This is a genomic window from Halopseudomonas pelagia CL-AP6, from assembly GCF_000410875.1.
GTDB lineage: Bacteria > Pseudomonadota > Gammaproteobacteria > Pseudomonadales > Pseudomonadaceae > Halopseudomonas > Halopseudomonas pelagia.
Window position 1 is genome coordinate 81,662 of record NZ_AROI01000003.1, and the last position, 25,351, is coordinate 107,012.

The following is a 25,351-nucleotide window of genomic DNA, read 5'->3' on the forward strand; positions in this document are numbered from 1 at the left end:
CTGAAAATACTAATTAATTTTTGTACTCAGACGGGCTCGACGCTGACCCACCAAGGCATGCGCCGCTGAATACGCACCGGCAGAGTCGTGGCCAACGCGCCAAGCACGCGGTCTACATCGTCCAGCGGGTAGGCTCCGACTACGCGCAGATGCCCGACCCGGGGATCACAGCCCAGGTAGCCGTGCCGGTAGCCTGCCAGCTCCTGGATAAATTCATCCAGCCGCAGATTGTCCGCAAGCAATACCCCACTTGACCAGGCCCGACGGCTGGCATGGACCTGCCCGCGGGGTAGTAACTGCCGCGCAGTAAGGCTGACCTGTTGACCCGCCTCTACCACTACTGACTGAAGGTGTTGCGCCGGGGTCGCCTGTACCTGGCCGGAGAAAAGATGCAGCTGCATTTCGCCCGGCCCTTCACGAACCGAGAGCTGCGAACCCGCAACCGCATGCAGCAAGCCATGCCCGGAACGCAGCGACAGGGGCTGGCGTCCGGATTCGAGCAGAATCTCACCACGGAAGATTTCGATCTGCGCGTGATTGCGCTGGGTAACGACCTCAGCCGCGCTATTGGTGTTGAGCCATAGCCGAGCCCCAGCCGCCAGTGCCACCTCTCGGATTTCACCGGTACGCGTGCGTTGGCTGGCATTCCATTCGCGCCAGGGCAGGCTGGCTGCGCCGGAAACGGTCAGCGCAGCGCCCACACCCACCAACCCCAGCAACCTCAAAGCCTGACGCCGGTCTAAGCCTGCACGGGGCAAGCGGGCGCTGCACTGCCGGGCCGCCGGATCATCGGCAAGACCTTGAAATCGCGCACTGATACGCTCGATCTCGCGCCAGGCGTGGATATGCTCGGGCTCCACCAACCAGGCCTGCCAGGCGCGCCGCTCCTGCAGCGTAACCCGCTCGGATTGCAGCACCGCATACCACTCAGCGGCCTGCTCAAGGACTACGTAACAGGGTCTCATTCCGCGTCTCGGCCGAGAACCAGACAGTGCAGCATGGCCTGGGCCATATACTTCTTGACCATTCGCTCCGAGACGCCTAACCGGGTAGCGATAACTGCGTAGCCAAGACCTTCAAGCTGCGACATAAGAAACGCCTGGCGCACCTTGCCGGGTAGCTGCCCAAGCAGCTGGTCAATCTGCATCAGGGTTTCAATGATCAGCGCGCGGGATTCCGGTGAAGGCTCGACAGCCGCGGGTTGCTGGGCCAGCGCTTCAAGGTAGGCGACCTCTATCTGCCGACGCCGCCAATGGTTATACAACAAGCCCTTGGCTACGGTACGCAGATAGGCTCGGGGTTGCTTGATCTCCGCCAGTTCTGCGTTGCCTTTGGAAAGCAGGCGCACAAAGGCGTCCTGCGCCAGATCGGCGGACTGTTGACGGCATTGCAATTGCCGACGTAACCATTCACGCAGCCAGCCGTGATGGCTGACATACAGATGCTGAATGTGCTGCCGCCTGAGAACGTCGTCGCAGTTCGCCATGAATCACCCATTTACCCTTAGCGGCAAGAGTATAATCATTCTCACTTGCGTTATCCATGCTAACGACAATCATTCTTATATGGGTAAAAGGAAATTATTGCCAGGCATCAAAAAACCTCCGACTTTTTCGCAAAAGGCGGAGGTTTCGCTGGTGCGGTGTTAGGAGTCAGTTTGGCGCCGCAGGATCCGGGCTACCCACTGCGTTATCCAGTTGCTCTTTGCAAGGCCGCACTCGGGCATCAGGCAGGCGCTCAAAGGATTCAAACCCCAGTTCCAGAGCCTTCTGGTAGTCCGCTTGCGGGATCACGAAAACGCCAATGCTGCCGTCCGGCACTCCGCATACAGCGGTGCGGGTCAGGCCATCATGGCCACATGAGGCCATTTCCACCGCCACTCCCTGGTCACGCATACGCTGCGCCGTATCCGGCACACTGGCCCCGCCACCTTCGCACTGCACCGCCCCGGTATGCGCGTAAACCTGTACATAGGTCTGCTGTGACGGACCGGTACCGGTGGTTTCGCAGGCAGCCAACAACAGCACCGCTGGCAACAAATATATCGTACGCAGTATCAATCTCATGACCATCCCTTGTTTAAAGTTGAATCGGCTGGCGCCCCAGCCGCTGCCTAGCAATTGCGGCAACAACCCGCCGGACGCTTGCCAGGGCGCCCCTGTCAAGCGACCGCACCTCACTCTTCGGCAGCTTAGTCATCAGCGGCATTGGCCATCTGTGCAACGCTATCACGCTGTGTTTGCACCTGAGGCAGCGTGCGCTCTGCATATTCGCTCAACACACCGAGGTCCGACGCGGCAGCGCTTTCAAACATGTCCACCAACTCGCGGGCGATACTCGCCGCGTTGTTGGCGTAAGCCTGATCAAAGGATTCACCATTGCGCAGTTGCATAACCAGGGTACGACCCTGATCCACTAGATTAGCATCGTCTGATACCTGCAGGTCATCAGCCTCAGCCAATGTGCGCAATTGCTGGATCATTTCACGCTGCTCATCGATAACCCGCCGGGCAAACTGCTGAACATCGGAAGAACCCTGCTCCAAAGCCGCCTGGCTCATCTCGATCAGCGCATGGCTCTTGGCCGTCGCCTCGTTAACAAAACGCTCAGCAGGAATGCCCGTCACGTGACTGGGATTCAAGTCCTCACCAGTCGGGTCGGCACTGCCACCTTGCCCAGAGGTTCCCGGCATGCCGGTAGGACCGGTAGTCTCGGTACGATCCTCGCCTATCACGCCCGCCTCCTGGGCCAGCAAAGAGGTGCTGCCGAGACTGACCGTCAAAGTCAGGCACGCGGCCAAGCACGCGGGAATCAAATGAGCTTTTTGCATGATATTTTCCTTTTTACTGAGTGGGATATCGACAGCCGTGCTGGCGATCCCCCTGCTGAATACACAGTAAAATGGAGTAATTCAACGCTCGATAGTTCCACACCAGACCGACTGCAATCAGACCTGGCGCAGTAGGTCAGCCCATACAGAGTGCGCGCAGGACTGCCAAACCTGCTGGTGTAACCAGGCCAGGGAGGGCCCGTCCCTGGCGAGCAGATTGCGATCCCCCGCGCTGAGGCTGTCAGGCCCCTCTGCCAGGCACTGCTGCCGCAGAAACTGTAATCTTTCAATACGGATCGCCCCCCCTAGGCGGCGGGCCTGAGCGACGTGCAGCGCATTCAGGCGCGGATCAATAACGGCCGCGCTAAAGGCTGAGAGCCGAGGATGGGGTTTGTGCTTGATCGGGTTATAGGTCAGATCATCTAACAGCTCAGAGCCATATGTCTCTTCCGGTATTTTCAACAATCCCCAGCGCTTGAGACTTTGACCCGCCTGAGTACGGCTTAGCAACACGAACACCGGCGCGGCAAAAATCAGCGGTATGGCGACCGGCAGCGACCAGATAAAGAACATCGGATCGACCCAGTAGGCAAATGCCGACCAACTCAGCGCCAGCAATGTTCCGAATGCTTGATTGACAATAGCTTCACCCCAGCCGCTTTCACCACTACGGTTTTGTCCGGCCCATTTCAATCTTAGATTGAACAAGGCTTCGAGCACGAATCGGGTATGTGAGAGCATTCTGATCGGCGCCAGCAAGGCAGAGATCAACATTTCCATTAGCACGCTAAGGTGCATTCGCGACAGGCCACCGAAGCTGCGCGCGCGGCCCTGCGAGATCGCGTCAAGCACGGCCAGGAACTTGGGAATGAACAGCAGCGCGAACGTTACCAGAATCAGGGCCAACGCGCGCAGCGGTTCCCATTCTGGCCAGACCGGATGCAGTTGATGAGGGTCAGGAAAATAGTCGATCGGCCAAATAACCATGCGTGCCGCAGCGATGGTCGCGAGCACCAGAAACGCCAGCCACAACGGCGAAGCGGCGTAAGACATAATGCCATTGAGAAACGCCATGCGGTGTGCCATGCGCAGGCGTCGGCTGCGCAGCATCAACCAGAGGTGTTGCAGGTTACCCTTGGCCCAACGCTTATCCCGGGTGAGTTCTTCCACCAACGTAGGCGGTGACTCTTCATAACTCTGTTCTAGCTCCGGCTCCAGCCGCACCTCGTGACCGGCGCGGCCGATGTAGGCAGCCTCGACAAAATCGTGACTGAGAATCGGCCCACGGAACAGCCCCCACCCAGGTAATTTGCGCAGGCCGCAATGCTGCATAAACGGCTGGGTTCGTAAAATCGCGTTATGCCCCCAGAAAGCCGCGTCACCCAACTGAAACGCCGCCAGCCCGGTAGTAAACAGCGGGCCATAGAGCTGGTTGGAGAACTGTTGCACGCGCGCAAAGACCGACTGGCCGTTCATCAAACTTGGGCTGCTCTGCAAAATACCCACGCGGGGGTGACGTTGCATCAGTTGCACCATTTTCACCAATGAACCGCCACTCATCAGACTGTCAGCATCCAGCACGACCATATAGGGATAGTCCCTCCCCCAGCGGCGCAAAAAATCACCCACGTTACCGCTCTTGTAGTTCTGGTTCAGCGGCCTACGGCGGTAATAGAGCCTGCCTTCGGCGTTCAGTTCGCGGGTCAGGGCTGCCCAGGCAGCCTGCTCGTCAAGCCACAGATTGGCGTCGCGGGTGTCGGACAGAATATAGAAATCGAAATGCTCAAGCTGCCCGCAACGCTGCAGACTCAAATACACCGCTTTCAGGCGCCCGAAGCACTCAGTAACCTGCTCGTTATAGATCGGCATGATAATCGCCGTGCACGCCAGTGGCGTCGCCGCCAGCGTTTCAGCATCCTGCTGATGTATCAGCGCATGCCGGTCGCCGCCAGTGTGTCGGATCAGGTAGCCAAATACACCTATCCAGAAGCCAACGGAAATCCAGCAAAACAGGATGGCGAACAAAGCGACCATACCTATTTCAACCCAGTTGCCGCCATTGTATGGCAACACCGACAGCATGAAATAGGAGCCCGTAGCCGTCTGCAGTAATACCGCAAACAACAACAGCGCCCGACGAGCATAAGCGGCGCGCTTCCACTGCGGTTCGCCCCTGTCCTCACCCATGTCTGTACCGAGGTCTGTACCCATGCCGACACCTTGACGGGACAGATCCGCATGAATCTGCGACGAAGGGGTAGCCATCAATAAGCACCGTAACCGAGGCTACCGCGATGAATAGCCGGGGTCTGGCACAGCCCAGGTTGTTCTGGTAGCTGGAAATACTCAGGGAGCAGACGCATGCTACCCGCCAAAGGATCCTCCGGCATGGACTCCAGCGCTTCCAAAACCAGCAGCAACGCGCGCTTTTGCATCTCCGGGTTAATCCGCACCCCGGCAAGACGCAAATAATCAAGCACCCTTTGCAATGCCAACTGGCTTAATGGCGTCGACACGATCAATCCTGCAATCCGCCAAGCACACCGGTATTGCTGGGCAACTGGTAAGTCCAGGTCTCAGTCAACGGCGTATCTTCATGCTGCAAATAGCCGCGCAATGCGAGCGGCTTACCGGCAGCAGGCCTGGCGAGAACCGACAAACGCCAGCGCTTTAGCGGCTCAATATATTCGACGAAATGGCCCAGCACCTCACCGCCCTCCAACCCGGTAACCGAACCGACCACCGGCGCATCAGGCGCCAAATCGTCAAGTTCACCGCCAGTAAAATCTACGATGACCCGGATTGCACCTTCCTCATAGCCCCCACCCACACGGTTACCATCACCCACATAGGTATCCACGCTGCGGCCCAACGGCTCGCCAGCAATATGCTGATCGCCAAAGATCGCGGTATAGGAAAAATACTGCGGTTCGCCCGGCGTTACAGCTCGATCCGGTCGCCAGAAAGCAACGATATTGTCGTTGGTTTCATCCGGTGTCGGCAGTTGTACCAGCACCACACTACCCTTACCCCAGTCGCCTTCCGGCTCGATCCAGGCGCTCGGACGCGTGTCGTAGCGCGCCTCTTTGTCCATATAATGGGTGAAATCGTCATCGCGCTGCATCAAACCGAAACCACGTACGTTCTCGGTAGCAAAATAATCCATGGTTAAGGATTTAGGGTTGAGTAGCGGGCGCCATAACCATTCCCCGGAACTGCCATTATGAATCAGCAGCCCATCAGAATCGTGCACTTCAGGCCGCCATTCGCCCTGTGGTTTGTAGGTATTCTGGCCGTAGTAAAACATGCTGGTCAGTGGCGCCACACCCATTTGCCGAACATCCTGACGGGGAAACAGCACCGACTCGACCTTGAGCTCGGTCTTGTCGCCTGGGGTAACGGTGAAGCGATAGGCCCCCGTCATACTGCGGGTATCTAAGAGCGCATGAAAGCTGAAACTGGTGTCTCCAGCCTGAGGCGTCTCCAACCAATACTCGGTAAAGGCAGGAAACTCCTCGCCACCTGACAGACCCGTATCCAACGCAAGGCCGCGCCCGGAAATACCAAAATTGGTATCACGACTGACTGCCCGATAATAACTGGCGCCAGCAAACACCAGGAACTGGTTCTGAATATCTTCGCCCTTCAGGGGGAAGGTCAGCTTAAAGCCGGCGTAACCCAGATCCGCAGGCACCTGCTGTTCCACTTCACTGGTCGGGTAGGTGAATTTCGACTTGTTGAATGCCAACGGTTCGATAGCGTCGTCTTCGACGATATTGATTGCAACCGGGTGCGTATAAAACAGCCCTGGCGGAACCAGCATGACCTTGAAATCCGACTCCGTATCCTGCCACAAACTGCTTTCAGGCTTGAAACGAATCCCCTGATATTGGTCGTAGCTCAATTCCCGCATAAAGCGCGGGATGGCAGGCGGTGCCTTGTACGGTTGAGCGGCCAAGGTCTCTGCTTTGGCTATAACCTTGTCACGCACAGACTCCTGCGCAGCAAGATTGAACGGCACTAATAACAGTAGGGCAACGCCTAACCCAGGCGTAGTAACAAGCTTCATTCAGCGTTTCCTTGCCGCGATGCGGAATACCAAAAAGATAGAATGTCCAGCGGGGGAGCCAGACCAGAACACATTGGCCGCGCACGCAAGCTAATGCTGTCTCTGCCGTTAGTCAGCGTAACTATCGGCCAGTTCCCCTCTGCTCTAGGCAGCAGCGCCAATAACTTTGAATAGTACCCCTGAGTCTCAGCCCTGCGCTGCAGTTCGGCACGGGACATTCCCAACCTGGAAGTCGCGCTCAGAATCAGTATGCCTGGGTTGAATCCGGGCATGCTGCAACAACTGATCGACAAGACCCATGGCGCCTGCTCCGACTCCAACGCAACGGGCGGGAAACATCGATATAAACCTGGCACGGCTATGACTTGACGCACCCCCTGCACGCCGTAATGTCACGATGACGGGATTGGGCTTTACTTTGTGCTCGAATCACTTTCATCATCACAGCTTTAGCCATCCTTAAAGCTAAACCCTATAAACCCATATGTTTCCGATTGCCCAGCCAATTAGCCGCAGGCCGTTTAGTCATGTATGATAGTTACATATCTAAGCGATCTAGCCCTTCAGGCCGTATCTGAAGGATCCTGGATCGTCCCTTCAATTATTGCCAGGAGCTTACGCATGAAGAAGGATCCCACTAAAGGTTTTATCGCATTACTCGGCTGGGCACCCAATGCCGTCGAAGCAGCAGCTACCTTCGATCGTCGTTATGTGGTCGTTGCCCCCGAATGGGCGGAAGACTATTGCAAGACTCATGATATCCCCTTCGTGCCGTGGAATTTTGAGCGGTTAAATGACCGCTCACTGGAAATCGCCCAAACCCTAAAGGATATGGGTGTGGATGTTGCTATCCCACTCTTCGAGGAAACGGTGGAGTGGGCAGGTGCGATCAATTCCGTACTGCTTGATAATCCGCGCCTGTTTGGCCAAGCCATGCTCATGCGTGACAAGTCGTTGATGAAACGCCGTGCACAGTTAGGCGGTATCCGCGTGGGTATTTTTGAAGAAGCGCATGACCGTGAAGATGTGATTCGCTTTCTCAAGCGGGTTAATCAGACGCTGCTCAAGCTCGATGGTGATCCGAACGATCCGATCCATTTCAAGGCGTTCGACAAGGCCGGCTGCCTGGGTCACCGGGTCATACGCACACCGGATGACGTGGATGCGATACCCGATGATGAATTTCCGTCTTTGATGGAATCGCATCTGGACGGCTGGGAATTCGCAGTTGAAGCCTGGATTCACAATGGCAAGATTCGCTTCCTGAACATTTCCGAATACGTGCGCCTGGGTTATTCGGTGCACGTACCGGCCTCACCTGAACTCGAAGCCTATCGGCCGCAGATCGTCCAGCAGATCGAAAAGCTGATCAAGACCTTCGACATCGAGTTTGGCATGATCCACCCCGAGTACTTTGTCACCAGCGACGGCGAGATGTACTTCGGCGAAGTGGCTTACCGGCCACCGGGTTTCAAGGTATTCGAGCTGCTGGAGCGTGTCTACAAAGGCTTTAACGCCTACCACGCCTCGATGCTGGTGTTCGATCCGAAGTCCACCGAAGAAGAAGTCAAAGCCTACTTCCCGCGGGAAGTCGAAGATGCCACTGGCTATGCCGGCTGCTTCGGCGTCTACCCGCGGCGCCGCGTAGTCAGCAAACTGGAAATGCCCGCAGAGACCGAAGACCATCCGTACTTCGAGTCCCACGAGCTGACCACTCCGGTTGAGGAAATGGTCACCAAGCGCACCGCATTTGGCACGCATTGGGGGCTGTTGTACTTTGTCGGCGAGGACTCTAAAGTTATGCACGACTTGCTCAAGCGGCAGGAAGAGCTCGACTTCTACGTGTAGCGCATCGCGTTCCTGACCCCTATCATGGGTCGCAATAGTTTGGGCAAGGGGAAGTGTGTGACGAGCAGCGATACCGTGAAACAGGCCGATGACAGCAAGTTGATACTGTTGCTGTCCAGATTCGATGACGCCGTTCAGGCGCTGAACAATGCGCCCGAGTTTGCCAAGGTCGGCAAGCTCGACCGGGTATTCGACACGGCTCGCCGCGTGCTGCTGCACGAGGGTGGCTGTGCTGAACTGACTGCCCGTGCGCAGGCCTTTGAGAGCGCTGGCCTGTTCATGGGCTCGGACTGGGACAGCCCACAAACACTGATCCCGGCCTTAACCGGCAATACCTTGCGCAGCCCGGATGCCAATACGCTGGTTATAGAAGCGTTAAGCCAGCTGCGGTTGCTGGCGGTATCGCGCGGCGATTACGTGCATCCATCAATCAGCGCCGAACAGGCGCATCATTTCCTTACCCAGGTATTGGCTAACAACCTGGTTCTGCTGTTCACCCCGCCAAGCGAGGCCGAGCGTGAAACCCAGGGTAAGTTGGCCATCCTGCCGCGCAACCTCCTTGAGCATCTGGCCAGCTGTATTGGCTACGAATTTATCATTGATCAACTGATCGATGAGATCTGGCGCATCCAGCAGCAGCGGCCGATTCAGGTCAGCTCAGTGCGCCGCATGATCACCCAGATAGCAATTTGCCAAGCCAATCCCGAGATCGATCTGGGCACCAGCGGTCAGGGTGCCGACCGATTGGTCAGTAGCCTGTTCGGGCCAACGCATGCCTGCCGTGAAGACCCTGGCATCGAGATCTATCAAGAGCGTCTCGAGTATATGGACAACACCGCCTTGCTCAGCGAGGCCAGCGGCTTTGCTCGGGCGATGCATGACACAGGCCTGGTTTCTGCTTACCACACGGTACTGGTACGGCATCTGCTCAATGAAGGCGAGCAATTGCTGCCAGAGGCCCTGGGATTGTCCTCGACGGGACGCGACTGCTTGATGTGCTACCGCGAGCTGGTGCTGAACCTGATCGATGCCAGCGTCTTTCCCGCCACGCCTCAGGCTATCTACGGCCTGTCGTTGATGCTCGAGCGCGGCATCCTCTATCAATTGCCTGTGGCCCCTGCGATGTGGCGCCAATTAGGCCTACCGCTGTGCACCAATACGCGCGAACGGCTGGCGATGGCCTTTGGCAGTCAGGCTACACCCGAGGCGTTTCTGCTTGAAGGTGTGCTGTGCATGCTAGGCCTGCCGCTGGGCGTCGGCCAGGGCAATAACCCGACCTGCCAGTCGGCCCGCGCCATGTCTATGTGGGCCTACAATGACCCGGACTATTTGCTGCAGATGGTGACCTGGGCGGCCCGCGATGACGAGATCATCATGCATTTCGAGGGTCAGGCGATTTCCTCTCAGGAAAGTCTGTCCGGTGTGGCTACCAGCCTGCCGATCGATCTGGATCCCGTGTCGCTGATTGTTGTGCCGCACCTTGACCGTATTTATGCGGAGATGGGCCGGCGCTGTATTGGCCGCGAAGGCGATCCGCACCGCTGGGTCAACCCGGAGTTTCATGGTTGGTGGGCCGGCCGCGGCTTCCGCCTCAATGTCGATGTGCCAACCGGCAAGCTGGTCGATCTGGATGATTTTCTGCGTCACTTCTACGCCGCTTATCATCCGTTTCACAACGGCAATCAGCCCTTGATTCACCCCCAGCCTGCAGGCATAGCCGTAACCGACAGTGCCGCGCGCTTCATTGGCTGGCATGCAATCACTATCCTGCGCGTCACGCTGGACCCCAAGGATGTGATGCGCGTGTACTTCTTCAACCCCAATAACGACAGCGGCCAGAATTGGGGTGATGGCGTGACCGTCGGCACCGCCGGTCATGGCGAGCGCTTTGGTGAAGCCTCATTGCCCTTCGAGCAGTTCCTCTCGCGCCTGTATATCTTTCATTACGACCCGCTCGAGCATGGCGAAATGGCTACCGTGACGCGCGGCGAACTGGATGAAGTCATTGGCTACATCCAGCGCAGCTGGGGTGCTGATCGCCTACCCGTAGCTGAACTACAGGGCGACACAGGGCCTTGAATAAACAGTGCCTTGAATAAACAGCGCCTTGAATAGACCAGACCCATAGGCAGCACCGCAAATAGACACCGCCATATATGGTCCGCCCTCAGGCGGATCTTATATGCACGGCGGCAATACCACGCTGGGCAATACCAGACCCACTGAAGCCAGCGCAGCGATAAGATAAACGGCGGCAGCAATCCGCGCCACAAACCGACCCGTAGCTGCCGCCTCATCAGCGCCTGGCGCCGCATACCAGCAACGCCGGGCAGACCAGAACAAGAAGCTGCCAACCAAAACGCCCAACATCAGCATAGAAGCGTTAACCCAGGTCAAGGCACCGCGCTGCTCATCCGGCGGCGCGAACTCGCAGGCGAGCGACAAGCCGCCATACAGAAAAACAAACCAGACGCTCCAGATCACCAGGCCGAGAAACAGCTGCAGGGGGTGTAACGGTGACCAGGGTGACATCAGACACCTCCCCAGGCCATCGGCAGCAAAATAAAGGCCGCGAAACTGATCCAGAACACGCCCAGCGTATACATCCAGAATGGCTGAACCACCACCGGCTCGTAGGGCAAACGCAGGGCCACGTAGCCCATGCGCACGCGAACTGCCTGCAGTACCGTCAAGACCGTCGCCAGACCACCATGGAACAACAGGTAATAGAGCATGACCGTCAGCACCGCGTCGTGCGCCAGCGCACTCGGCGTCAAGGGCGCTGCCACCAGCACCCAGACCAGAAGCAGGAAATGCGCCAAGCCCAATCCAGAAGCCAACCACAACAGACCCTGCAGCCGAGCATCGGTGCCCTGCCGCAGTTGACCAACAGCTCGACGGAACACCAGCACAGCCAGGCTCAGCAGTACACCGCTGAGCACCAATGGCAGCAAGGCAATCGGGCCGTCTTCGGGCACCTCCCATTGTGGCGCAGCGGTCCACAGATAAAACCAGCCGAACAGCAGTGACACATACAGCGTGCCGTTGGCCATCAGGCTGAGAACCATCCCCCACAAACCTGGACCATCAAAGGTGCGCGAATGCAGCGGCGGTTCGACCGGATCATTGTCACGCCACGGCGACGCTACTGGATGCGCTCCGTTGTGCCAGCTCCAGCGCAACGCAAAGAACAGCACGCCAAAGCAGGCCAGCAGCGCGACCGGATAGGCTTTGACCAAGAGACTGATACATACCACCGCAATCACCGCCGCGGTCTGCATCGGCAGCCAGGAGTTGGTCGGCAGATGAATAATCTCTCGCACTTTACCGCTGATGGCATCAGAGCCAAATATATCCCGGCGCTGATTCAGCACCTCCGGCAGCCCGTGTTTGCCTGCAGCAATGGTATCGGGCAGGTCCGGTTGATCCCACATGGGATGGCGGGTAGTGATGTCTGGCAGGCTGGCAAAGTTGTAGGCACTGACCGGCATCGGCGTAGCCCACTCCAGGGTATCGGCGTTCCACGGGTTACGCTCGGCCTTGCGACCAAAGCGGAAATGCAGCGCGATATCCAGAATGATTACCGCTACGCCGATCGCCATGACAAAGCCGCCGACCGACGAGAGCAGATTAAGCCAGCCCCAGCCCATTTCCGCATCGTAGGTGTAAACCCGACGCGGCATACCCAACAGGCCGGTCAGGTGCATCAACAGGAAGGTCATGTTGAAACCACCGAAAAACAGCCAGAAGCCCCAACGTCCCAACGTGTCCGACGGCATGCGCCCGGACACATGCGGCAACCAGTAATACAGGCCAGCCACCAGCGGAAACAGCATGCCGCCGACCAACACATAATGCATATGCGCAACGACGAAATGGGTGTCGTGCACCTGCCAGTTGAACGGCACCAGGGCCAGCATCACACCGGTCAGGCCGCCACAGACGAACACGATCAGAAAGCCGAGAATCCATAGCATGGGCAGACGGAACACGACCTTGCCGGTCCACAACGTAGCCAGCCAGGCAAATATCTGGATAGCGGTCGGGATGGCCACCAGCATGCTCGCCACCGAGAAGAACGCCAAGGCCAGCTGCGGTATGCCCACAGTGAACATATGGTGCACCCACAATCCGAAACTGATAAAGCCCATGACGATGATCGCCATGACGATCCAGCGATAGCCCACCAGCGGGCGCTGGGCAAATACCGGAATCAGCGTGGAGACAATCCCCGCCGCCGGCAGGAAGATGATGTACACCTCCGGGTGACCGAACAGCCAGAATAGATGCTGCCATAGCATCGGATCACCACCCCCGGCCACTTCGAAGAATACCCAACCTGCGGCGCGCTCCAACTCCAGCAGAATGCTACCGAGGATCAACGGCGGAAAACCGAAAATGATCATCAGTGCCATGGCCAGGATATACCAACAGAAAATCGGCATTTTGTTCAGGGCCATGCCATTGGCACGGGTGCGCAATATCGATACCACCAGCTCGACACCGGCAGAAATCGCCGAGATTTCGACGAAGGTGATACCCAGCAGCCAGAAATCCGATCCAGGTCCCGGCGAGAAGGTAGAGCTACTGAGCGGCGTATACATAAACCAGCCCGCGTCCGGGGCGATCTGCAGCACCAGACTGGACATGATAATCAGACCGCCGAACAGATAGCAGTAATAACCCAGTGCACTGAGCCGGGGGAAGACCAGATCGCGCGTACCGATCATCTTCGGGATCAGATACATGGCCGCGCCTTCCAACACCGGAATGGCGAACAGGAACATCATCACCGTGCCATGCATGGTAAAGATCTGGTTGTACAGATCAGGCCCTATGATGTCCTGCTCAGGCAAGGCCAGTTGCGTGCGTACCAGCATGGCCAACACACCGCCGACCAGGAAGAAGATCAAACCGGTAATCAGAAAACGCAGGCCTACCGTGGTGTGATTGACCGCCGAAGCCGAGCGCCAACCGGGTTCATTGCCCCATACTCTTTCGAGTTCCTCGTGGCGGGCCTGATCGGGTTGGTTCTTTTCCTCAGTCATCGGCTTGCATCTCCTCGAACCAGGCCTGGTACGCATCCGGCTCATGCGCCTCAACAGTGAATTGCATATGCGCATGACCACGGCCGCAGAACTCACTGCAACTACCGTGATAAATGCCTGGGTGATCGGCTTCCAGGCGCAAAACGTTGGTTCGACCCGGGAACATATCCATTTTGCCGCCCAGACGCGGCACCCAGAACGCATGAATAACATCGGAGCTGGTCAAATACAGATCCACCGGCACGCCAGCAGGAATATGCAGCGCATCCTGCAACACGATACCGGTGTCCGGGTAACTGACCTCCCACCACCATTGATGCGCAGTGACATCAATGCGCAGTGCTTCGCCCTCGGCGGGTGGCAACGGCAACATACGCTGACCAAGGGGTATGCCAACCGCCAGAATGACCGCTATGCTCAGTGTCGGCAGAATTAGCCCGCCACCCACTACCCAGCGGTTCTGCACACGCTGTGCCTCACGCTCGGTGACCTGCCCGGGATCACGCCGCATGGCGTGCAACCACAACAACACAACCGCGACCAACACCAAGGTAAAAAAGCTCGCCATGCCCCACCAGAGCCAGGCACCCACCTGCGCACTGGGGCCGGCAGGGTGTAACGAAGACATCGGCCCGGTACAACCACTCAGCAGCAAAGGCGTGCCAAGCAGCCCAGTGGCTGCTAACCTTCTGCTCACAACGGCGCCTTGCCCACGGGCAAGCAGGCTCCACCCACCTTGAGGTTCATGATGGCTTCCGCTTCCATTATCAGCAAAATGTCGATCCACGGTCATCCGCTGCACCCGATGGTGATTCACTTTCCGGTCGCCGCATTGCTTGGCCTGATCGGCACCGATATCGCCTATGTACTGACTGGTGATTTTTTCTGGGCCCGGGCAGGGCTCTGGCTGGCCGGTATTGGTGTGCTCGGCGGCTGGATCTCCGGCACCATCGGTCTGCTGGATTTGATCATTGTTAAGCAGATCCGTCGCCTGATCACCGCCTGGTGCCATGCCATCCTGGCGGTGATGTTGCTGTCGGTAGCGACCCTCAATTGGCTGAGCCGGCTGGGTAGTCCCGACGCGCTGATCTGGCCGTGGGGCTTGTATCTGTCGCTGCTGGGCGGGCTGTTGATCGCCCTTGCCAGCTTTCTGGGCGGGCAGTTGGTTTATGATCATGCGGTTGGTGTGGCGCCGGAAAAAACCGCCGAACGGGTGGCCCGTAACGTCAAAATTCAACAATACAAAGAGCCCTGATAGCCTCATGGCCAGACCTCCAACGGCGGTTTGGCCAGTACTATCCAGATAATCGCGCCCATCAGCGCACTGGCCAGCAGCCCCAGCACTAGACACCAGCTGCGTAGCGGCTTGCCATTGCCCGCCTCCAGACGCAGCACCAGCATACCTAACAGGCTGTGCACAAAGACCAACCCCACCACCAGCGTCAGCTTAGCTACCAGCCAGACCGTCACCGTATGATCCACCACAAACACCAGGCTGCCGGCGATGATCGCCAGCAAGGCAGCGGGCGTGGCAATGCGGGTAAACACAAAACGCGCGATGGAATCGAACGGGTCCGGCGGCTCCTGGATCGCAGAACGATCTCGGCTAGCACCAGCGATCAGCGCCGGAAGGTATAGCAGACAAGCGCCCCAGAACAACAGGGCGGCTATATGTAAAACTAGAAACCAGAGCATCGCTTCGGCAACTCCTTGTACGCATGGTCGAAGCCCAGCGGAGCAGGACTACAGCAGTTTGACGATCGCTAGGCTCCCGCCAGCCCCAATAACCGCCAGCGCGATCAGCACCAACAGGCCGTCACGCGCTACCAGCGAAAGCCCCAGTATGGCTAATGCCAGACCCACGATCGACGAGGAAAAGGGTACCAGTTCGAGAAATGGCAAGGCAGCGCCAATCAATACACAAAGTGCGGCTATCAGGTAAGTAGATGAAGGATGCAGCATAAAGTTCAGGCGCGGCTTGATCATGCGGTCAATCCGCCGGGCACCCGGCTTGAGCCAGCCAATCGCCTTGGTCAACTTGTCCTGTGCGATAGAACGATTGAGCATAAAGCCCGGCAACCAGAAGTACTTACGCCCCAGCAGCATCTGCAGGGCAATAAGCAATACGAACATGCCAGAAAAGATTGCCATCCCCGGCACGCCACTGAGCGGGGAAAACAGCGTCAAACCTATGATCAGCAGCAAGGGGCCAAACGAACGATCACCGACCGAGTCGACCACCTGAGCCAAGGATACCTGCTCTGCATCCTTGGCCAAGCCGGCGATGTGCTCGAGCATCTGTTCCAGGTTATGCAATGACGTTGGCAACGGCGCTACTCCTCGGAGGCCCCACGGGAAGTGCCGCCCCCCCCTAGCCGGGCGCCACTATAGATCAGAGAGGCTTGCCGCGGTTCCCATGTTCGGCAACAAAAGACTGCACCGCCTTGAGCTCATTGGCCAGCACGGTGAAGCGCTCCTGGCGTTCAAACAAATCACTCAGGTGCGCAGGCAAGTGCGGCGCCTCACCGACATTGGCCTTGAGTACCGCATCCGGAAACTTCACCGGGTGTGCGGTACCCAGCGTGATCATCGGCAATGACATAGAACGACGGCACTCGCGCGCCGCGCGCACACCGATGGCCGTGTGCGGGTCCAGTAGCTCGCCACAGTCACGGAACACTTCTGCGATAGTCGCGCAGGTCGCCTCGTCATCCACTGCCAGTGAATCGAACAGCTTGCGCGTCTCGGTCCAACGCTCCTGCTCGACCTTCAGCTTACCGGTTGCCTTGAACGTAGCCATCAACTCACCAATGCGCAGACCGTTGCGGCCGTGCATATCGAACAACAACCGCTCGAAATTGGACGACACCATGATATCCATCGACGGCGACAAAGACGCATGCAGCGTGTCCTTGTCATACTGATTGCCGCCCATAAAGCGGTGCAGGATGTCATTGCGGTTGGTCGCGACGATCAACTGGCTGATCGGCAAGCCCATGTTACGCGCCAGATAGCCGGCAAAAATATCACCAAAGTTACCGGTCGGCACCGAGAAGGCCATGGACCGTGCAGGCCCACCCAGCTGCAACGCCGCATGGAAGTAATAGACGATCTGCGCCATGATCCGCGCCCAGTTGATCGAGTTGACCGCGACCAGCCGGGTACCCTTGAGAAAGCTCTGATCGGCAAAGCTGTCCTTGACCATTTCCTGGCAGTCGTCGAAGTTGCCGTCGATGGCAATATTGTGAATATTGTCGCCCATGATGGTAGTCATCTGCCGGCGCTGCACTTCCGACACCCGGTTGTGCGGATGCAGAATAAAGATATCCACATTCTCGCAGTGCTTGCAGCCTTCGATCGCGGCTGAACCGGTATCACCCGAGGTCGCGCCCATGATTACCACGCGCTCGCCACGCTTGATCAGGAAGTGATCGAGCAAGCGACCCAGCAGCTGCAGGGCAAAGTCCTTGAACGCCAGCGTCGGGCCGTGAAACAGCTCCAGCACCCATTCGTTGGCACCCAGCTGCCGCAGCGGCGCTACCGCCTGATGCTGAAATACCGCATAGGTTTCTTCAAGAATCCGGCGAAAATCCGCATCGCTGATACTCCCCGCCACAAACGGCCGCATCACATTGAAAGCCAGCTCGTGGTAAGGCAGCCCGGCCCAGGAGGCAATTTCTTCCTGGGTAAAGCGCGGCAAATTTTCCGGCACATAGAGGCCGCCGTCGGTGGCCAGACCGGCCAGCAACACATCTTCAAAATCCAAGGCCGGTGCTTGGCCGCGGGTGCTTATATAGCGCATCTTTGCAAACCTTCGGTGTGAGCTGCAAACCACTAGCTTCGAGCAGCAAGCCACCGGTCATACTCCGGAGCGTTTGCCGCTTGCCGCTTGTTGCCTGCTGCTGTTAATTCAATTGTTCAACCCGGATCCGCATCAGCGGGCCGGCGATATCGTCCAGCGCTTCTAGCGCGTCGATGGCATCATTCATCTTCTGCTCGAGCACGCGATGGGTCATGATGATGATCGGTACCAGACCGTCCTGCTCTTCCGCTTCCTTTTGCAGGATCGATTCGATATTGATCCCACGCTCAGAGAGAATGCTCGCGACCTTGGCCAGCACGCCTGGGCGATCCTTGGCCTGAATCCGCAAATAATAGGCAGTTTCCACTTCACCCATCGGCAGTACCGGCAGATCGGACAGCGAATGCGCCTGGAAGGCCAAATGCGGCACGCGATTGTTCGGATCAGTGGTCAGGGTACGTACCACGTCGATAATGTCAGCGACGATCGATGAGGCCGTGGCCTCTGCGCCAGCACCGGCACCGTAATACAGCGTTGAGCCGACGGCGTCGCCGTTGACCATGACCGCATTCATCACGCCGTTAACGTTAGCAATCAGCTTGTCGGCCGGAATCAGCGTTGGGTGCACGCGCAGCTCGATACCGGCTGCGGTGCGCCGGGCGATGCCCAGGTGCTTGATCCGATAACCAAAGGCTTCGGCATAGTTGACGTCCGAGGTGGTCAGCTTGCTGATGCCCTCGGTATAGGCCTTGTCGAACTGCAACGGAATACCAAAGGCGATGGAAGCCAGAATCGTCAGCTTGTGCGCAGCATCGATACCTTCCACGTCAAAGGTTGGGTCAGCTTCGGCATAACCGAGCGCCTGAGCTTCGGCCAGCACGTCATCGAAGGTACGACCCTTGTCCCGCATTTCGGTCAGAATGAAGTTACCAGTGCCGTTGATAATCCCCGCGACCCAATCAATCTGGTTCGCCGCCAGGCCTTCACGCACCGCCTTGATAATCGGGATGCCGCCGGCCACCGAGGCCTCAAAGGCGACCATTACGCCTTTCTCGCTCGCCGCAGCGAAGATCTCGTTGCCGTGCACAGCAATCAACGCCTTGTTGGCGGTAACCACATGCTTGCCATTGGCAATAGCCTGCAAGACCACTTCCCGCGCAACACCGTAGCCACCGATCAGCTCGATGACGATATCGATCTCGGGATTATTTACGACCTCGAAGACATCCTTTGTCACTGGCGTGGCACCCAGATTGCAGGCCGGGTTCAAATGCCGGGCGGCTATCTGCGCCACCTCAATATCACGCCCGGCACGCCGGGCAATTTCCACGGCATTGCGCTGCAAGACATTGAATGTGCCGCCACCGACGGTGCCCAAACCACAGATTCCCACTTTGACCGGTTTCAAACTAAGGCCCCCATTTGGATCGCATGTTGGTTAAGAAATAGTGTGTTGTCTAACGCTTACTGATTCGCCAAGGCTTCGGCCGCCAACTGCGCGGCGGGCTTGTAACCTGGCACCAGTACGCCATTGGCCATAAAGATCGCCGGCGTGCCCTGCACACCGACTTGCTGACCCAGTGCAAACTGCTCATTGACCGGGTTATCACAGGTCAGGGTTTCAATCTTGTTGCCCAGCTTGGCTTCGGTCATCGCATTCTGAGGGTCTTCAGCACACCAGATTGACTCCATGATCTTGGCAGAAGCCTGGCCAGGGCCACTACGCGGAAATGCCGCATAACGCACCTCGATGCCCAGGCTGTTCAGCTCATCCACTTCGCTGTGCAGGAGCCTGCAATACCCACAATCCACATCGGTGAAAATGGTCACGTGGGTTTTCGGATTTTTCGGCGCAAACACCACCAGCTTTTCCTTCGGCAGGGCATTGATGACCTCACCGATACCCGCGGATTCAGCCGCAACCGTCAGGTTGCGCGGTTGCTCGGCACTCAGATCATAGAGTGCCCCCTGGATCAGAAACTGCCCATCAGCACTGGCATACAGAATACGACCGCTGTCGAGCTGCACCTGGTACACACCGCTCATCGGCGACTCGGAAATCGCCTTGATGGCTACCGGCAGGTCCAGCTTGCTCAGGCTGGCACGAATGGCATCTGCCGGCTCGGCGAGTACTGCCGTGGCGGTCAACGCAAACAACGAAGCTGCTATCAGTTTCAGTCGCATATCAGGTCCTCTTTACGGCCGACAAGCTTAGCATGAAAGATCCCGCTCACCCACGCGGATGATGGCTTGCGTGCAGATCACGCAGGCGTTGGCGGGCCACATGGGTATAGATCTGCGTGGTAGACAGATCGCTATGGCCAAGCAGCATCTGCACCACGCGCAGGTCCGCTCCATGATTGAGTAAATGCGTGGCGAAAGCATGCCGCAGGGTATGCGGGGATAACGGCGTGCGTATGCCGGCCTGACTCGCATGCAGCTTGATCCTATGCCAAAACGTCTGGCGGGTCATTTCCCGGCCCTGACGGCTGGGGAACAACACATCGCTAGGTTGCCCGCTCAACAACGGTGCACGCCCGGCCTGCAAATAGCGTTGCAACCAGACGATCGCCTCTTCACCCAGCGGCACCAGCCGCTCCTTGCTGCCCTTGCCGGTTACACGCACGACGCCCTGGCGCAGATTCAACTGATCCAACCGCAGCCCGGTCAGCTCGCTGACGCGCAAACCGCAGGCATAGAGCACTTCCAGCATGCAGCGATCACGCAAGCCAAGACTGTCTTCAGGGTCCGGCGCAGCAAGCAGCGCCTCTACATCCGCCTCGCTGAGCGACTTGGGCAACGGGCGGCCGAGCTTGGGCAGGGCTATATCCAGAGTCGGATCTTCGCTGATCAGGTTCTGGCGCAACGCATGCCGATAAAACCCGCGCACGCAAGACAATAACCGTGCAGTAGAGCGTGCCTGGTAACCCTGCCCGATGCGCCAGCCCAGATGCTCCATCAAATCGGCGCGGCTGGCACTAAGCAAGCCCCCGCCGCGCGCAGCCAGCCAACTGGCCAGATGCTCCAGATCAGTGCGGTAAGCTTCCAGTGTCGGCCGCGCCAGACCCCGCTCAAGCCACAAGCTATCAACATAGCCTGCGACGACGCGCTGCTCGGCGTCACTGATACTGGCTTTGGGCATGGGGTGCTGCATGGGTCAGAATCCTGCACTGCTGAGGGTCGGGCGCACTAGAGCTGGGCGGAACGTCGGACAATAAAAAAGCAGCCCGAAGGCTGCCTTTTCTTGTACCAGAAAGCGAGCTGATCAGCCCAGCTTTTCCTTGATACGTGCAGCGCGACCAGACAGGGCACGCAGATAGTAAAGCTTGGCTTTACGTACATCACCACGACGCTTGACGGTCAGGCTGTCGATTAGCGGCGAGTAGCTCTGGAAGGTACGCTCAACGCCTACACCGCTGGAGATCTTGCGTACGGTGAACGCGGAGTTCAGACCCCGGTTGCGCTTACCGATAACCACGCCTTCAAAGGCCTGCAGACGCGAACGATCGCCTTCCTTCACTTTAACCTGAACGATCACTGTGTCACCCGGAGCGAACTCGGGTAACTTCTTGCTCATCTGCTCAGCTTCGATCTGGGCAATAATGTTGGACATTTCAAACTCCTGCACAAGCCGTCGGACTTGACTCAATGGTTATCGGTTTCCTGTTCGCGGATGAATTCCGCCAACAGCTGCTGCTGTTCTTTGCTCAGCGTTAAATCCTTGAGCAATGCTGGCCGACGTTGCCAGGTTCTGCCCAGGGACTGCTTGAGTCGCCAGCGCCGGATCAATTCGTGATTACCACTGAGCAGCACCTCCGGTACGCACCGCTCTTCAAACTCTTCCGGCCGGGTGTAATGCGGACAATCCAGCCACCCTTCCGTAAATGAATCTTCTACCGCTGAATCCGCATGCCCGAGCACGCCGGGGATCAGCCGGGTTACCGCATCCAGGACGACCATGGCACCCAGCTCACCGCCAGACAGCACATAATCCCCGATGGAGATTTCTTCATCGACGCACATATCGATGATGCGTTCGTCAATGCCTTCATAGCGCCCACATAACAGCACCAGGCTGTCCATCTTGGCCAGCGCCTGCGCCCGTTGCTGGGTTAGCGGCTGGCCCTGGGGTGACAGGTAGATCACCCGTGGCGGCGAAGGTGCCTTCTGACGGATAGCCTCAATGGCTTCCAGCAGCGGCTCAACTTTCATCAGCATGCCCGGTCCGCCCCCAAAGGGACGATCGTCGACCGTTCGATGACGGTCATGGGCATGCTCACGCGGATTACTGAACTCGACGCTTAACTGCCCTCGCTTAACGGCGCGACCGGTAACACCGTACTCGGTCAACGCGGCAAACATCTCGGGGAACAGCGTCACTACTCCGGCCCACACCGGTCAGAATTCCGGGTCCCAATCCACCTGCATCACACCTGCCTGCAGATCGATGGACTTCACATACATATCCGGCAAATAGGGCAGCAAACGTTCACGCTGATCCAGACTGCCTTCACAGGGCTTGACCACCATCACATCATTGGAACCGGTTTCCAGCAGGTGGTCGATGCGACCGAGCAACTGTCCTTCGACGGTTACAACCTGCAAACCTTCCAACTGATGCCAGTAGAACTCACCCTGTTCAAGATCCGGCAAGGCGTCACGCACCACACAGATCTCGTAATCCACCAGCGCCAGCGCCTGGTCTCGGTCGTTGACCCCCTCAAGGGCAACCACTAACACCCGGTTCTGCACTCGACCTTCAAGCACGGTAACGGTGCGTTGCTCCACACCTCGTCTGAGTATCCATTTGGGATAGTTCAGAACGTTATCCAGCGGGTCAGTTTCGGAATACACCTTCACCGAGCCGCGAATGCCGTGAACCGATACAATTTTGCCGAGGACCACCAAGGGTGATCCGCTCGACTCCGGCAGACTGGTCATATCAGGCAGCGGCCTGATTTTCCTTCAGCAGAGCAGCAACACGCTCAGAGGGCTGCGCACCCTGGCTCAGCCAGTAGCTAACGCGCTCCTGGTTAACTGACAGGCGGATTTCAGCACCGTTGGCAACGGGGTTGAAAAAACCTACGCGCTCAACGAAACGGCCGTCACGGGCGTTACGGCTGTTGGCGACAGTCAGGTGATAGAAGGGGCGCTTCTTGGAGCCACCACGAGCTAGACGAATGGTTACCATGTGGACATCGTTTCCTGTATTTGAGTAACGCTCATTGATTCATTACGGGCGGTGAGACCATGCAGCGAAGACGCAGCAAAGACCCTTATACCCGAAAGGTCGCGTATTCTACGGAATATCGCGGCCATTGAAAACTGTTTTTTGCTCACGCGCTGTACAGCACGCTCTTAGAATTTGGGCATACCGCCGCCGGGAGGCAACATACCACCGCCTCCGCCACCGCCCATACCACCCATACCGCGCATCAGCTTGGCCATACCGCCCTTGCCGCTGACCTTCTTCATCATCTTCTGCATCTGCTTGTGCTGCTTGATGACGCGCCCGATATCCTGAATTTGCGTACCCGAGCCTACTGCAATGCGGCGCTTGCGCGAGCCGCTAATAATATCCGGGTTGCGGCGCTCGTTCGGCGTCATGGAATTGATGATCGCCTCCATAACCTTGAACTGCTTCTCGGCCTGGGTCTGGGCGTTCTCCATTTGCGCCGGATTGATCTTGCCCATCATCGGCAGTTTGTCCATCATCGATCCCAACCCGCCCATGCCGCGCATCTGCTGCAGCTGGTCACGGAAGTCCTCGAGATCGAAGCCCTTGCCCTTCTTGAGCTTCTTGGCCAGCTTCTCGGCCTTGTCCTTGTCGAGCTTGTGTTCGGCCTGCTCGATCAGGCTGAGCACGTCCCCCATGCCGAGGATGCGCGAGGCGATCCGGTCGGGATGGAAGGCTTCCAGCGCATCGGTCTTCTCACCCATGCCGAGGAATTTGATCGGCTTGCCGGTGATATGCCGCACCGACAGCGCCGCACCACCACGGGCGTCGCCGTCGACCTTGGTCAGAATCACACCCGTCAGCGGCAATGCCTCGTTAAAGGCCTGGGCGGTATTGGCCGCATCCTGACCGGTCATAGCATCGACCACGAACAGAGTTTCAGACGGCTTGGCAGCAGCATGCACCGCGCGAATCTCGTCCATCATGTCAGCATCGATAGCCAGACGACCGGCGGTATCGATAATCAGCACATCCATAAAGCGGCTGCGCGCTTCGCGCATCGCCGCCTCAACAATGGCTATCGGTTTCTGCCCGGCATCGGACGGGAAGAAAGTAACATCCACTTCCTTGGCCAGCGTTTCCAGCTGTTTGATGGCCGCCGGACGATAGACGTCGGCACTGACCACCATGACCTTCTTCTTCTGGCGTTCACGCAGGTGCTTTGCCAGCTTCGCTACAGAGGTGGTCTTACCCGCGCCTTGCAAACCCGCCATCAGAATCACCGCCGGCGGAGTAACCGCCAGATTAAGGCCGACAGCCTCACCCATGACGGCTTCCAACTCTGCCTTGATGATCTTAACGAACACCTGCCCCGGCGACAGACTGCGGGAGACTTCCTGGCCCACGGCACGGTCACGCACCTGGTCAACAAAAGCCTTGACCACGGGCAACGCAACATCGGCTTCAAGCAGAGCCATACGCACTTCGCGCAGGGTATCTTTAATGTTGTCTTCAGTAAGTTTGGCGCGACCCGTCACACCTTGCAGGCTGTGCGTGAGGCGTTCGGTAAGATTGTCGAACATCAGTCAGTCTCCTAGGCTTCCTGTAACCCCGAATCGACGGAGTGAAGCAATCAAGCGCAGGAGTATACCCTGCGCACCCAACGGATGACAGGGAAGCGCTTTAACCGCAGCGCAGCTTGTGCCACACTTCGGCTTTACTGATTCTCACCCGCAGGGACGTATGACAGCCCTTACCCCCAGTTTGCTGGCCGCCATCCTTTATCTGGGCGGCAGCTTTTATCAGTTGCGTTGCATGGGCAAGCGCCTGGCCGTCAATATCAATCTGCTGCGCGCCATCGGCATGGTTGCGCTACTGGCCCATGCAGGCAGCCTTTATGTGCAGCTATTCACGCCGGAAGGCTTGTCCCTCGGGCTGTTCAACACCGCGTCCCTGATAGCCTGGCTGGTCATCGCCATCACGCTGCTGTCGAGTTTTAAAGTGCCCGTCACCAGCCTACTGCTGGGCCTGTTCCCGCTTGCGCTGGTTACCGGGCTGCTGGCCTGGCTGTTTCCCAGTCACGGCACCACGCTAGTTCCCGCCGAAGGCGTTCTGGTCGTCCACGTGCTGCTGTCGATACTCGCTTACGGCATTTTGACCATCGCTGCCTTTCAGGCCAGCCTGTTGGCTATTCAGAATTACCAGCTCAAGCACAAACACCCGACCCGCTTCATCCGCACCTTCCCGCCACTGCAGACTATGGAACGCCTACTGTTCCAATTCCTGCTGTGCGGCGAAATTTTGCTGACACTGGCGCTGATCTCCGGCTTTCTTTTCCTGGACAATATGTTTGCCCAGGGCGTGGCGCACAAAACCTTCCTGTCCTGCGTAGCCTGGGTGGTCTTCGGCATCCTGCTGTGGGGCCGCCATTTCCGCGGCTGGCGGGGCAGCAACGCGATTCGCTGGACTCTGGCAGGCTTCCTGCTGCTAGCACTGGCTTACTTCGGCAGCAAGTTGGTTCGTGAATTCCTGCTGCCCTATTAATGAAATCCAGTGATGCAGCCCAACTGCGCACCCT

At 57.9% G+C, this 25,351-nt stretch carries 25 protein-coding genes; 4 read left to right on the top strand and 21 right to left on the bottom strand.

Annotated elements, in window-relative coordinates; translation table 11 throughout:
* Positions 1-26: 26 nt before the first annotated feature.
* From K787_RS0101665 to K787_RS0101695, 7 genes are all read right to left on the bottom strand, one after another.
* The gene (locus tag K787_RS0101665) at positions 27-965 is read right to left on the bottom strand and encodes a DUF4880 domain-containing protein (protein ID WP_022961043.1); all 939 of its coding nucleotides are present in this window, start codon (positions 963-965) and stop codon (positions 27-29) included.
* Positions 962-1,486, bottom strand: coding sequence for a sigma-70 family RNA polymerase sigma factor (locus K787_RS0101670; RefSeq protein ID WP_022961044.1), 525 nt, complete (start codon positions 1,484-1,486; stop codon positions 962-964). Before K787_RS0101670 ends, K787_RS0101665 begins: the two co-directional genes overlap by 4 nt.
* A 166-nt stretch (positions 1,487-1,652) precedes the next feature.
* The gene (locus K787_RS21875; RefSeq protein WP_152486769.1) at positions 1,653-2,066 is read right to left on the bottom strand and encodes a hypothetical protein; all 414 of its coding nucleotides are present in this window, start codon (positions 2,064-2,066) and stop codon (positions 1,653-1,655) included.
* Between the two features lie 125 nt (positions 2,067-2,191).
* Positions 2,192-2,830 carry a DUF4142 domain-containing protein gene (locus K787_RS24200; RefSeq protein ID WP_022961046.1) on the bottom strand — a complete coding sequence of 213 codons (639 nt, stop codon included), beginning with the start codon at positions 2,828-2,830 and terminating at the stop codon, positions 2,192-2,194.
* Positions 2,831-2,947: 117 nt separating this feature from the next.
* A complete protein-coding gene (mdoH, locus tag K787_RS0101685) occupies positions 2,948-5,095 on the bottom strand; it encodes a glucans biosynthesis glucosyltransferase MdoH (protein WP_022961047.1) in 2,148 nt (715 codons plus the stop codon).
* Positions 5,095-5,346 carry a hypothetical protein gene (locus tag K787_RS0101690; RefSeq protein ID WP_022961048.1) on the bottom strand — a complete coding sequence of 84 codons (252 nt, stop codon included), beginning with the start codon at positions 5,344-5,346 and terminating at the stop codon, positions 5,095-5,097. Before K787_RS0101690 ends, mdoH begins: the two co-directional genes overlap by 1 nt.
* A gap of 2 nt (positions 5,347-5,348) precedes the next feature.
* A complete protein-coding gene (locus K787_RS0101695) occupies positions 5,349-6,899 on the bottom strand; it encodes an OpgD/OpgG family glucan biosynthesis protein (RefSeq protein ID WP_022961049.1) in 1,551 nt (516 codons plus the stop codon).
* A gap of 621 nt (positions 6,900-7,520) precedes the next feature.
* Here K787_RS0101695 and K787_RS0101700 point away from each other — a divergent pair.
* Together K787_RS0101700 and K787_RS0101705 are read left to right on the top strand one after the other, a co-directional pair.
* A complete protein-coding gene (locus K787_RS0101700) occupies positions 7,521-8,747 on the top strand; it encodes an ATP-grasp domain-containing protein (RefSeq protein WP_022961050.1) in 1,227 nt (408 codons plus the stop codon).
* 57 nt (positions 8,748-8,804) lie between these two features.
* Entirely contained in the window at positions 8,805-10,826 is a 2,022-nt protein-coding gene (locus tag K787_RS0101705; protein WP_022961051.1) for a hypothetical protein, read from the top strand.
* 99 nt (positions 10,827-10,925) lie between these two features.
* On the opposite strand, the gene K787_RS0101710 is transcribed toward K787_RS0101705, so the two are convergent.
* Genes K787_RS0101710 through coxB form a run of 3 tightly spaced genes read right to left on the bottom strand, consistent with a single transcriptional unit; the run spans position 10,926 to position 14,492 of the window.
* Entirely contained in the window at positions 10,926-11,279 is a 354-nt protein-coding gene (locus tag K787_RS0101710) for a hypothetical protein (RefSeq protein ID WP_022961052.1), read from the bottom strand.
* A complete protein-coding gene (gene ctaD / locus K787_RS0101715; RefSeq protein ID WP_022961053.1) occupies positions 11,279-13,795 on the bottom strand; it encodes a cytochrome c oxidase subunit I in 2,517 nt (838 codons plus the stop codon). The genes K787_RS0101710 and ctaD overlap by 1 nt, the downstream gene beginning before the upstream one ends.
* Positions 13,788-14,492: a cytochrome c oxidase subunit II gene (coxB, locus tag K787_RS0101720; protein ID WP_022961054.1), complete on the bottom strand. Its 705-nt coding sequence runs from the start codon at positions 14,490-14,492 to the stop codon at positions 13,788-13,790. The genes ctaD and coxB overlap by 8 nt, the downstream gene beginning before the upstream one ends.
* A gap of 48 nt (positions 14,493-14,540) precedes the next feature.
* On the opposite strand from coxB, the gene K787_RS0101725 reads away from it, so the two are divergent.
* Positions 14,541-15,050, top strand: a complete 510-nt coding sequence (locus K787_RS0101725) for a DUF2231 domain-containing protein (protein ID WP_022961055.1) — start codon at positions 14,541-14,543, stop codon at positions 15,048-15,050.
* Between the two features lie 5 nt (positions 15,051-15,055).
* Here the strand turns inward: K787_RS0101725 and K787_RS0101730 are convergent, their stop codons facing one another.
* From K787_RS0101730 to ffh, 11 genes are all read right to left on the bottom strand, one after another.
* Entirely contained in the window at positions 15,056-15,490 is a 435-nt protein-coding gene (locus K787_RS0101730; protein ID WP_022961056.1) for a CopD family protein, read from the bottom strand.
* A 48-nt stretch (positions 15,491-15,538) separates the two neighbouring features.
* The gene (locus K787_RS0101735) at positions 15,539-16,123 is read right to left on the bottom strand and encodes an exopolysaccharide biosynthesis protein (RefSeq protein ID WP_028614490.1); all 585 of its coding nucleotides are present in this window, start codon (positions 16,121-16,123) and stop codon (positions 15,539-15,541) included.
* A gap of 64 nt (positions 16,124-16,187) precedes the next feature.
* A complete protein-coding gene (gene thrC / locus K787_RS0101740; protein ID WP_022961058.1) occupies positions 16,188-17,597 on the bottom strand; it encodes a threonine synthase in 1,410 nt (469 codons plus the stop codon).
* Between the two features lie 103 nt (positions 17,598-17,700).
* Complete coding sequence (locus tag K787_RS0101745) at positions 17,701-19,005, bottom strand: homoserine dehydrogenase (RefSeq protein ID WP_022961059.1); 1,305 nt, start codon at positions 19,003-19,005, stop codon at positions 17,701-17,703.
* Positions 19,006-19,061: 56 nt separating this feature from the next.
* Positions 19,062-19,781 carry a thioredoxin fold domain-containing protein gene (locus K787_RS0101750; protein ID WP_022961060.1) on the bottom strand — a complete coding sequence of 240 codons (720 nt, stop codon included), beginning with the start codon at positions 19,779-19,781 and terminating at the stop codon, positions 19,062-19,064.
* A 46-nt stretch (positions 19,782-19,827) separates the two neighbouring features.
* Complete coding sequence (gene xerD, locus K787_RS0101755; RefSeq protein WP_052185293.1) at positions 19,828-20,739, bottom strand: site-specific tyrosine recombinase XerD; 912 nt, start codon at positions 20,737-20,739, stop codon at positions 19,828-19,830.
* A gap of 123 nt (positions 20,740-20,862) precedes the next feature.
* Positions 20,863-21,210, bottom strand: a complete 348-nt coding sequence (rplS, locus tag K787_RS0101760) for a 50S ribosomal protein L19 (RefSeq protein ID WP_022961062.1) — start codon at positions 21,208-21,210, stop codon at positions 20,863-20,865.
* A gap of 32 nt (positions 21,211-21,242) precedes the next feature.
* On the bottom strand, positions 21,243-21,992 hold the full coding sequence (trmD, locus tag K787_RS0101765; protein ID WP_022961063.1) for a tRNA (guanosine(37)-N1)-methyltransferase TrmD: 750 nt from the start codon (positions 21,990-21,992) through the stop codon (positions 21,243-21,245).
* A gap of 3 nt (positions 21,993-21,995) precedes the next feature.
* Complete coding sequence (rimM, locus tag K787_RS0101770) at positions 21,996-22,538, bottom strand: ribosome maturation factor RimM (protein ID WP_022961064.1); 543 nt, start codon at positions 22,536-22,538, stop codon at positions 21,996-21,998.
* Position 22,539: 1 nt separating this feature from the next.
* Positions 22,540-22,788 carry a 30S ribosomal protein S16 gene (gene rpsP, locus K787_RS0101775; protein WP_022961065.1) on the bottom strand — a complete coding sequence of 83 codons (249 nt, stop codon included), beginning with the start codon at positions 22,786-22,788 and terminating at the stop codon, positions 22,540-22,542.
* 167 nt (positions 22,789-22,955) lie between these two features.
* Complete coding sequence (gene ffh / locus K787_RS0101780) at positions 22,956-24,356, bottom strand: signal recognition particle protein (RefSeq protein WP_022961066.1); 1,401 nt, start codon at positions 24,354-24,356, stop codon at positions 22,956-22,958.
* A 160-nt stretch (positions 24,357-24,516) separates the two neighbouring features.
* Here ffh and K787_RS0101785 point away from each other — a divergent pair, with 160 nt between their 5' ends.
* Positions 24,517-25,317 (top strand): cytochrome C assembly family protein, encoded by an 801-nt coding sequence (locus tag K787_RS0101785; RefSeq protein ID WP_022961067.1) that lies wholly within the window; start codon positions 24,517-24,519, stop codon positions 25,315-25,317.
* The last annotated feature ends 34 nt before the right edge of the window (positions 25,318-25,351 follow it).

Excerpts from the sequence above, each read along its gene's own strand:
- K787_RS0101730 (WP_022961056.1), bottom strand. The coding sequence starts at position 15,490 with ATGCTCTGGTTTCTAGTTTTACATATAGCCGCCCTGTTGTTCTGGGGC.
- rimM (WP_022961064.1), bottom strand. The coding sequence starts at position 22,538 with ATGACCAGTCTGCCGGAGTCGAGCGGATCACCCTTGGTGGTCCTCGGC.
- K787_RS0101750 (WP_022961060.1), bottom strand. The coding sequence starts at position 19,781 with ATGCGACTGAAACTGATAGCAGCTTCGTTGTTTGCGTTGACCGCCACG.
- K787_RS0101670 (WP_022961044.1), bottom strand. The coding sequence starts at position 1,486 with ATGGCGAACTGCGACGACGTTCTCAGGCGGCAGCACATTCAGCATCTG.
- rpsP (WP_022961065.1), bottom strand. The coding sequence starts at position 22,788 with ATGGTAACCATTCGTCTAGCTCGTGGTGGCTCCAAGAAGCGCCCCTTC.
- K787_RS0101695 (WP_022961049.1), bottom strand. The coding sequence starts at position 6,899 with ATGAAGCTTGTTACTACGCCTGGGTTAGGCGTTGCCCTACTGTTATTA.
- K787_RS24200 (WP_022961046.1), bottom strand. The coding sequence starts at position 2,830 with ATGCAAAAAGCTCATTTGATTCCCGCGTGCTTGGCCGCGTGCCTGACT.
- K787_RS0101700 (WP_022961050.1), top strand. The coding sequence starts at position 7,521 with ATGAAGAAGGATCCCACTAAAGGTTTTATCGCATTACTCGGCTGGGCA.
- K787_RS21875 (WP_152486769.1), bottom strand. The coding sequence starts at position 2,066 with ATGAGATTGATACTGCGTACGATATATTTGTTGCCAGCGGTGCTGTTG.
- ffh (WP_022961066.1), bottom strand. The coding sequence starts at position 24,356 with ATGTTCGACAATCTTACCGAACGCCTCACGCACAGCCTGCAAGGTGTG.
- K787_RS0101710 (WP_022961052.1), bottom strand. The coding sequence starts at position 11,279 with ATGTCACCCTGGTCACCGTTACACCCCCTGCAGCTGTTTCTCGGCCTG.
- K787_RS0101725 (WP_022961055.1), top strand. The coding sequence starts at position 14,541 with ATGATGGCTTCCGCTTCCATTATCAGCAAAATGTCGATCCACGGTCAT.
- mdoH (WP_022961047.1), bottom strand. The coding sequence starts at position 5,095 with ATGGCTACCCCTTCGTCGCAGATTCATGCGGATCTGTCCCGTCAAGGT.
- K787_RS0101665 (WP_022961043.1), bottom strand. The coding sequence starts at position 965 with ATGAGACCCTGTTACGTAGTCCTTGAGCAGGCCGCTGAGTGGTATGCG.
- rplS (WP_022961062.1), bottom strand. The coding sequence starts at position 21,210 with ATGTCCAACATTATTGCCCAGATCGAAGCTGAGCAGATGAGCAAGAAG.
- K787_RS0101785 (WP_022961067.1), top strand. The coding sequence starts at position 24,517 with ATGACAGCCCTTACCCCCAGTTTGCTGGCCGCCATCCTTTATCTGGGC.
- thrC (WP_022961058.1), bottom strand. The coding sequence starts at position 17,597 with ATGCGCTATATAAGCACCCGCGGCCAAGCACCGGCCTTGGATTTTGAA.
- xerD (WP_052185293.1), bottom strand. The coding sequence starts at position 20,739 with ATGCCCAAAGCCAGTATCAGTGACGCCGAGCAGCGCGTCGTCGCAGGC.
- ctaD (WP_022961053.1), bottom strand. The coding sequence starts at position 13,795 with ATGACTGAGGAAAAGAACCAACCCGATCAGGCCCGCCACGAGGAACTC.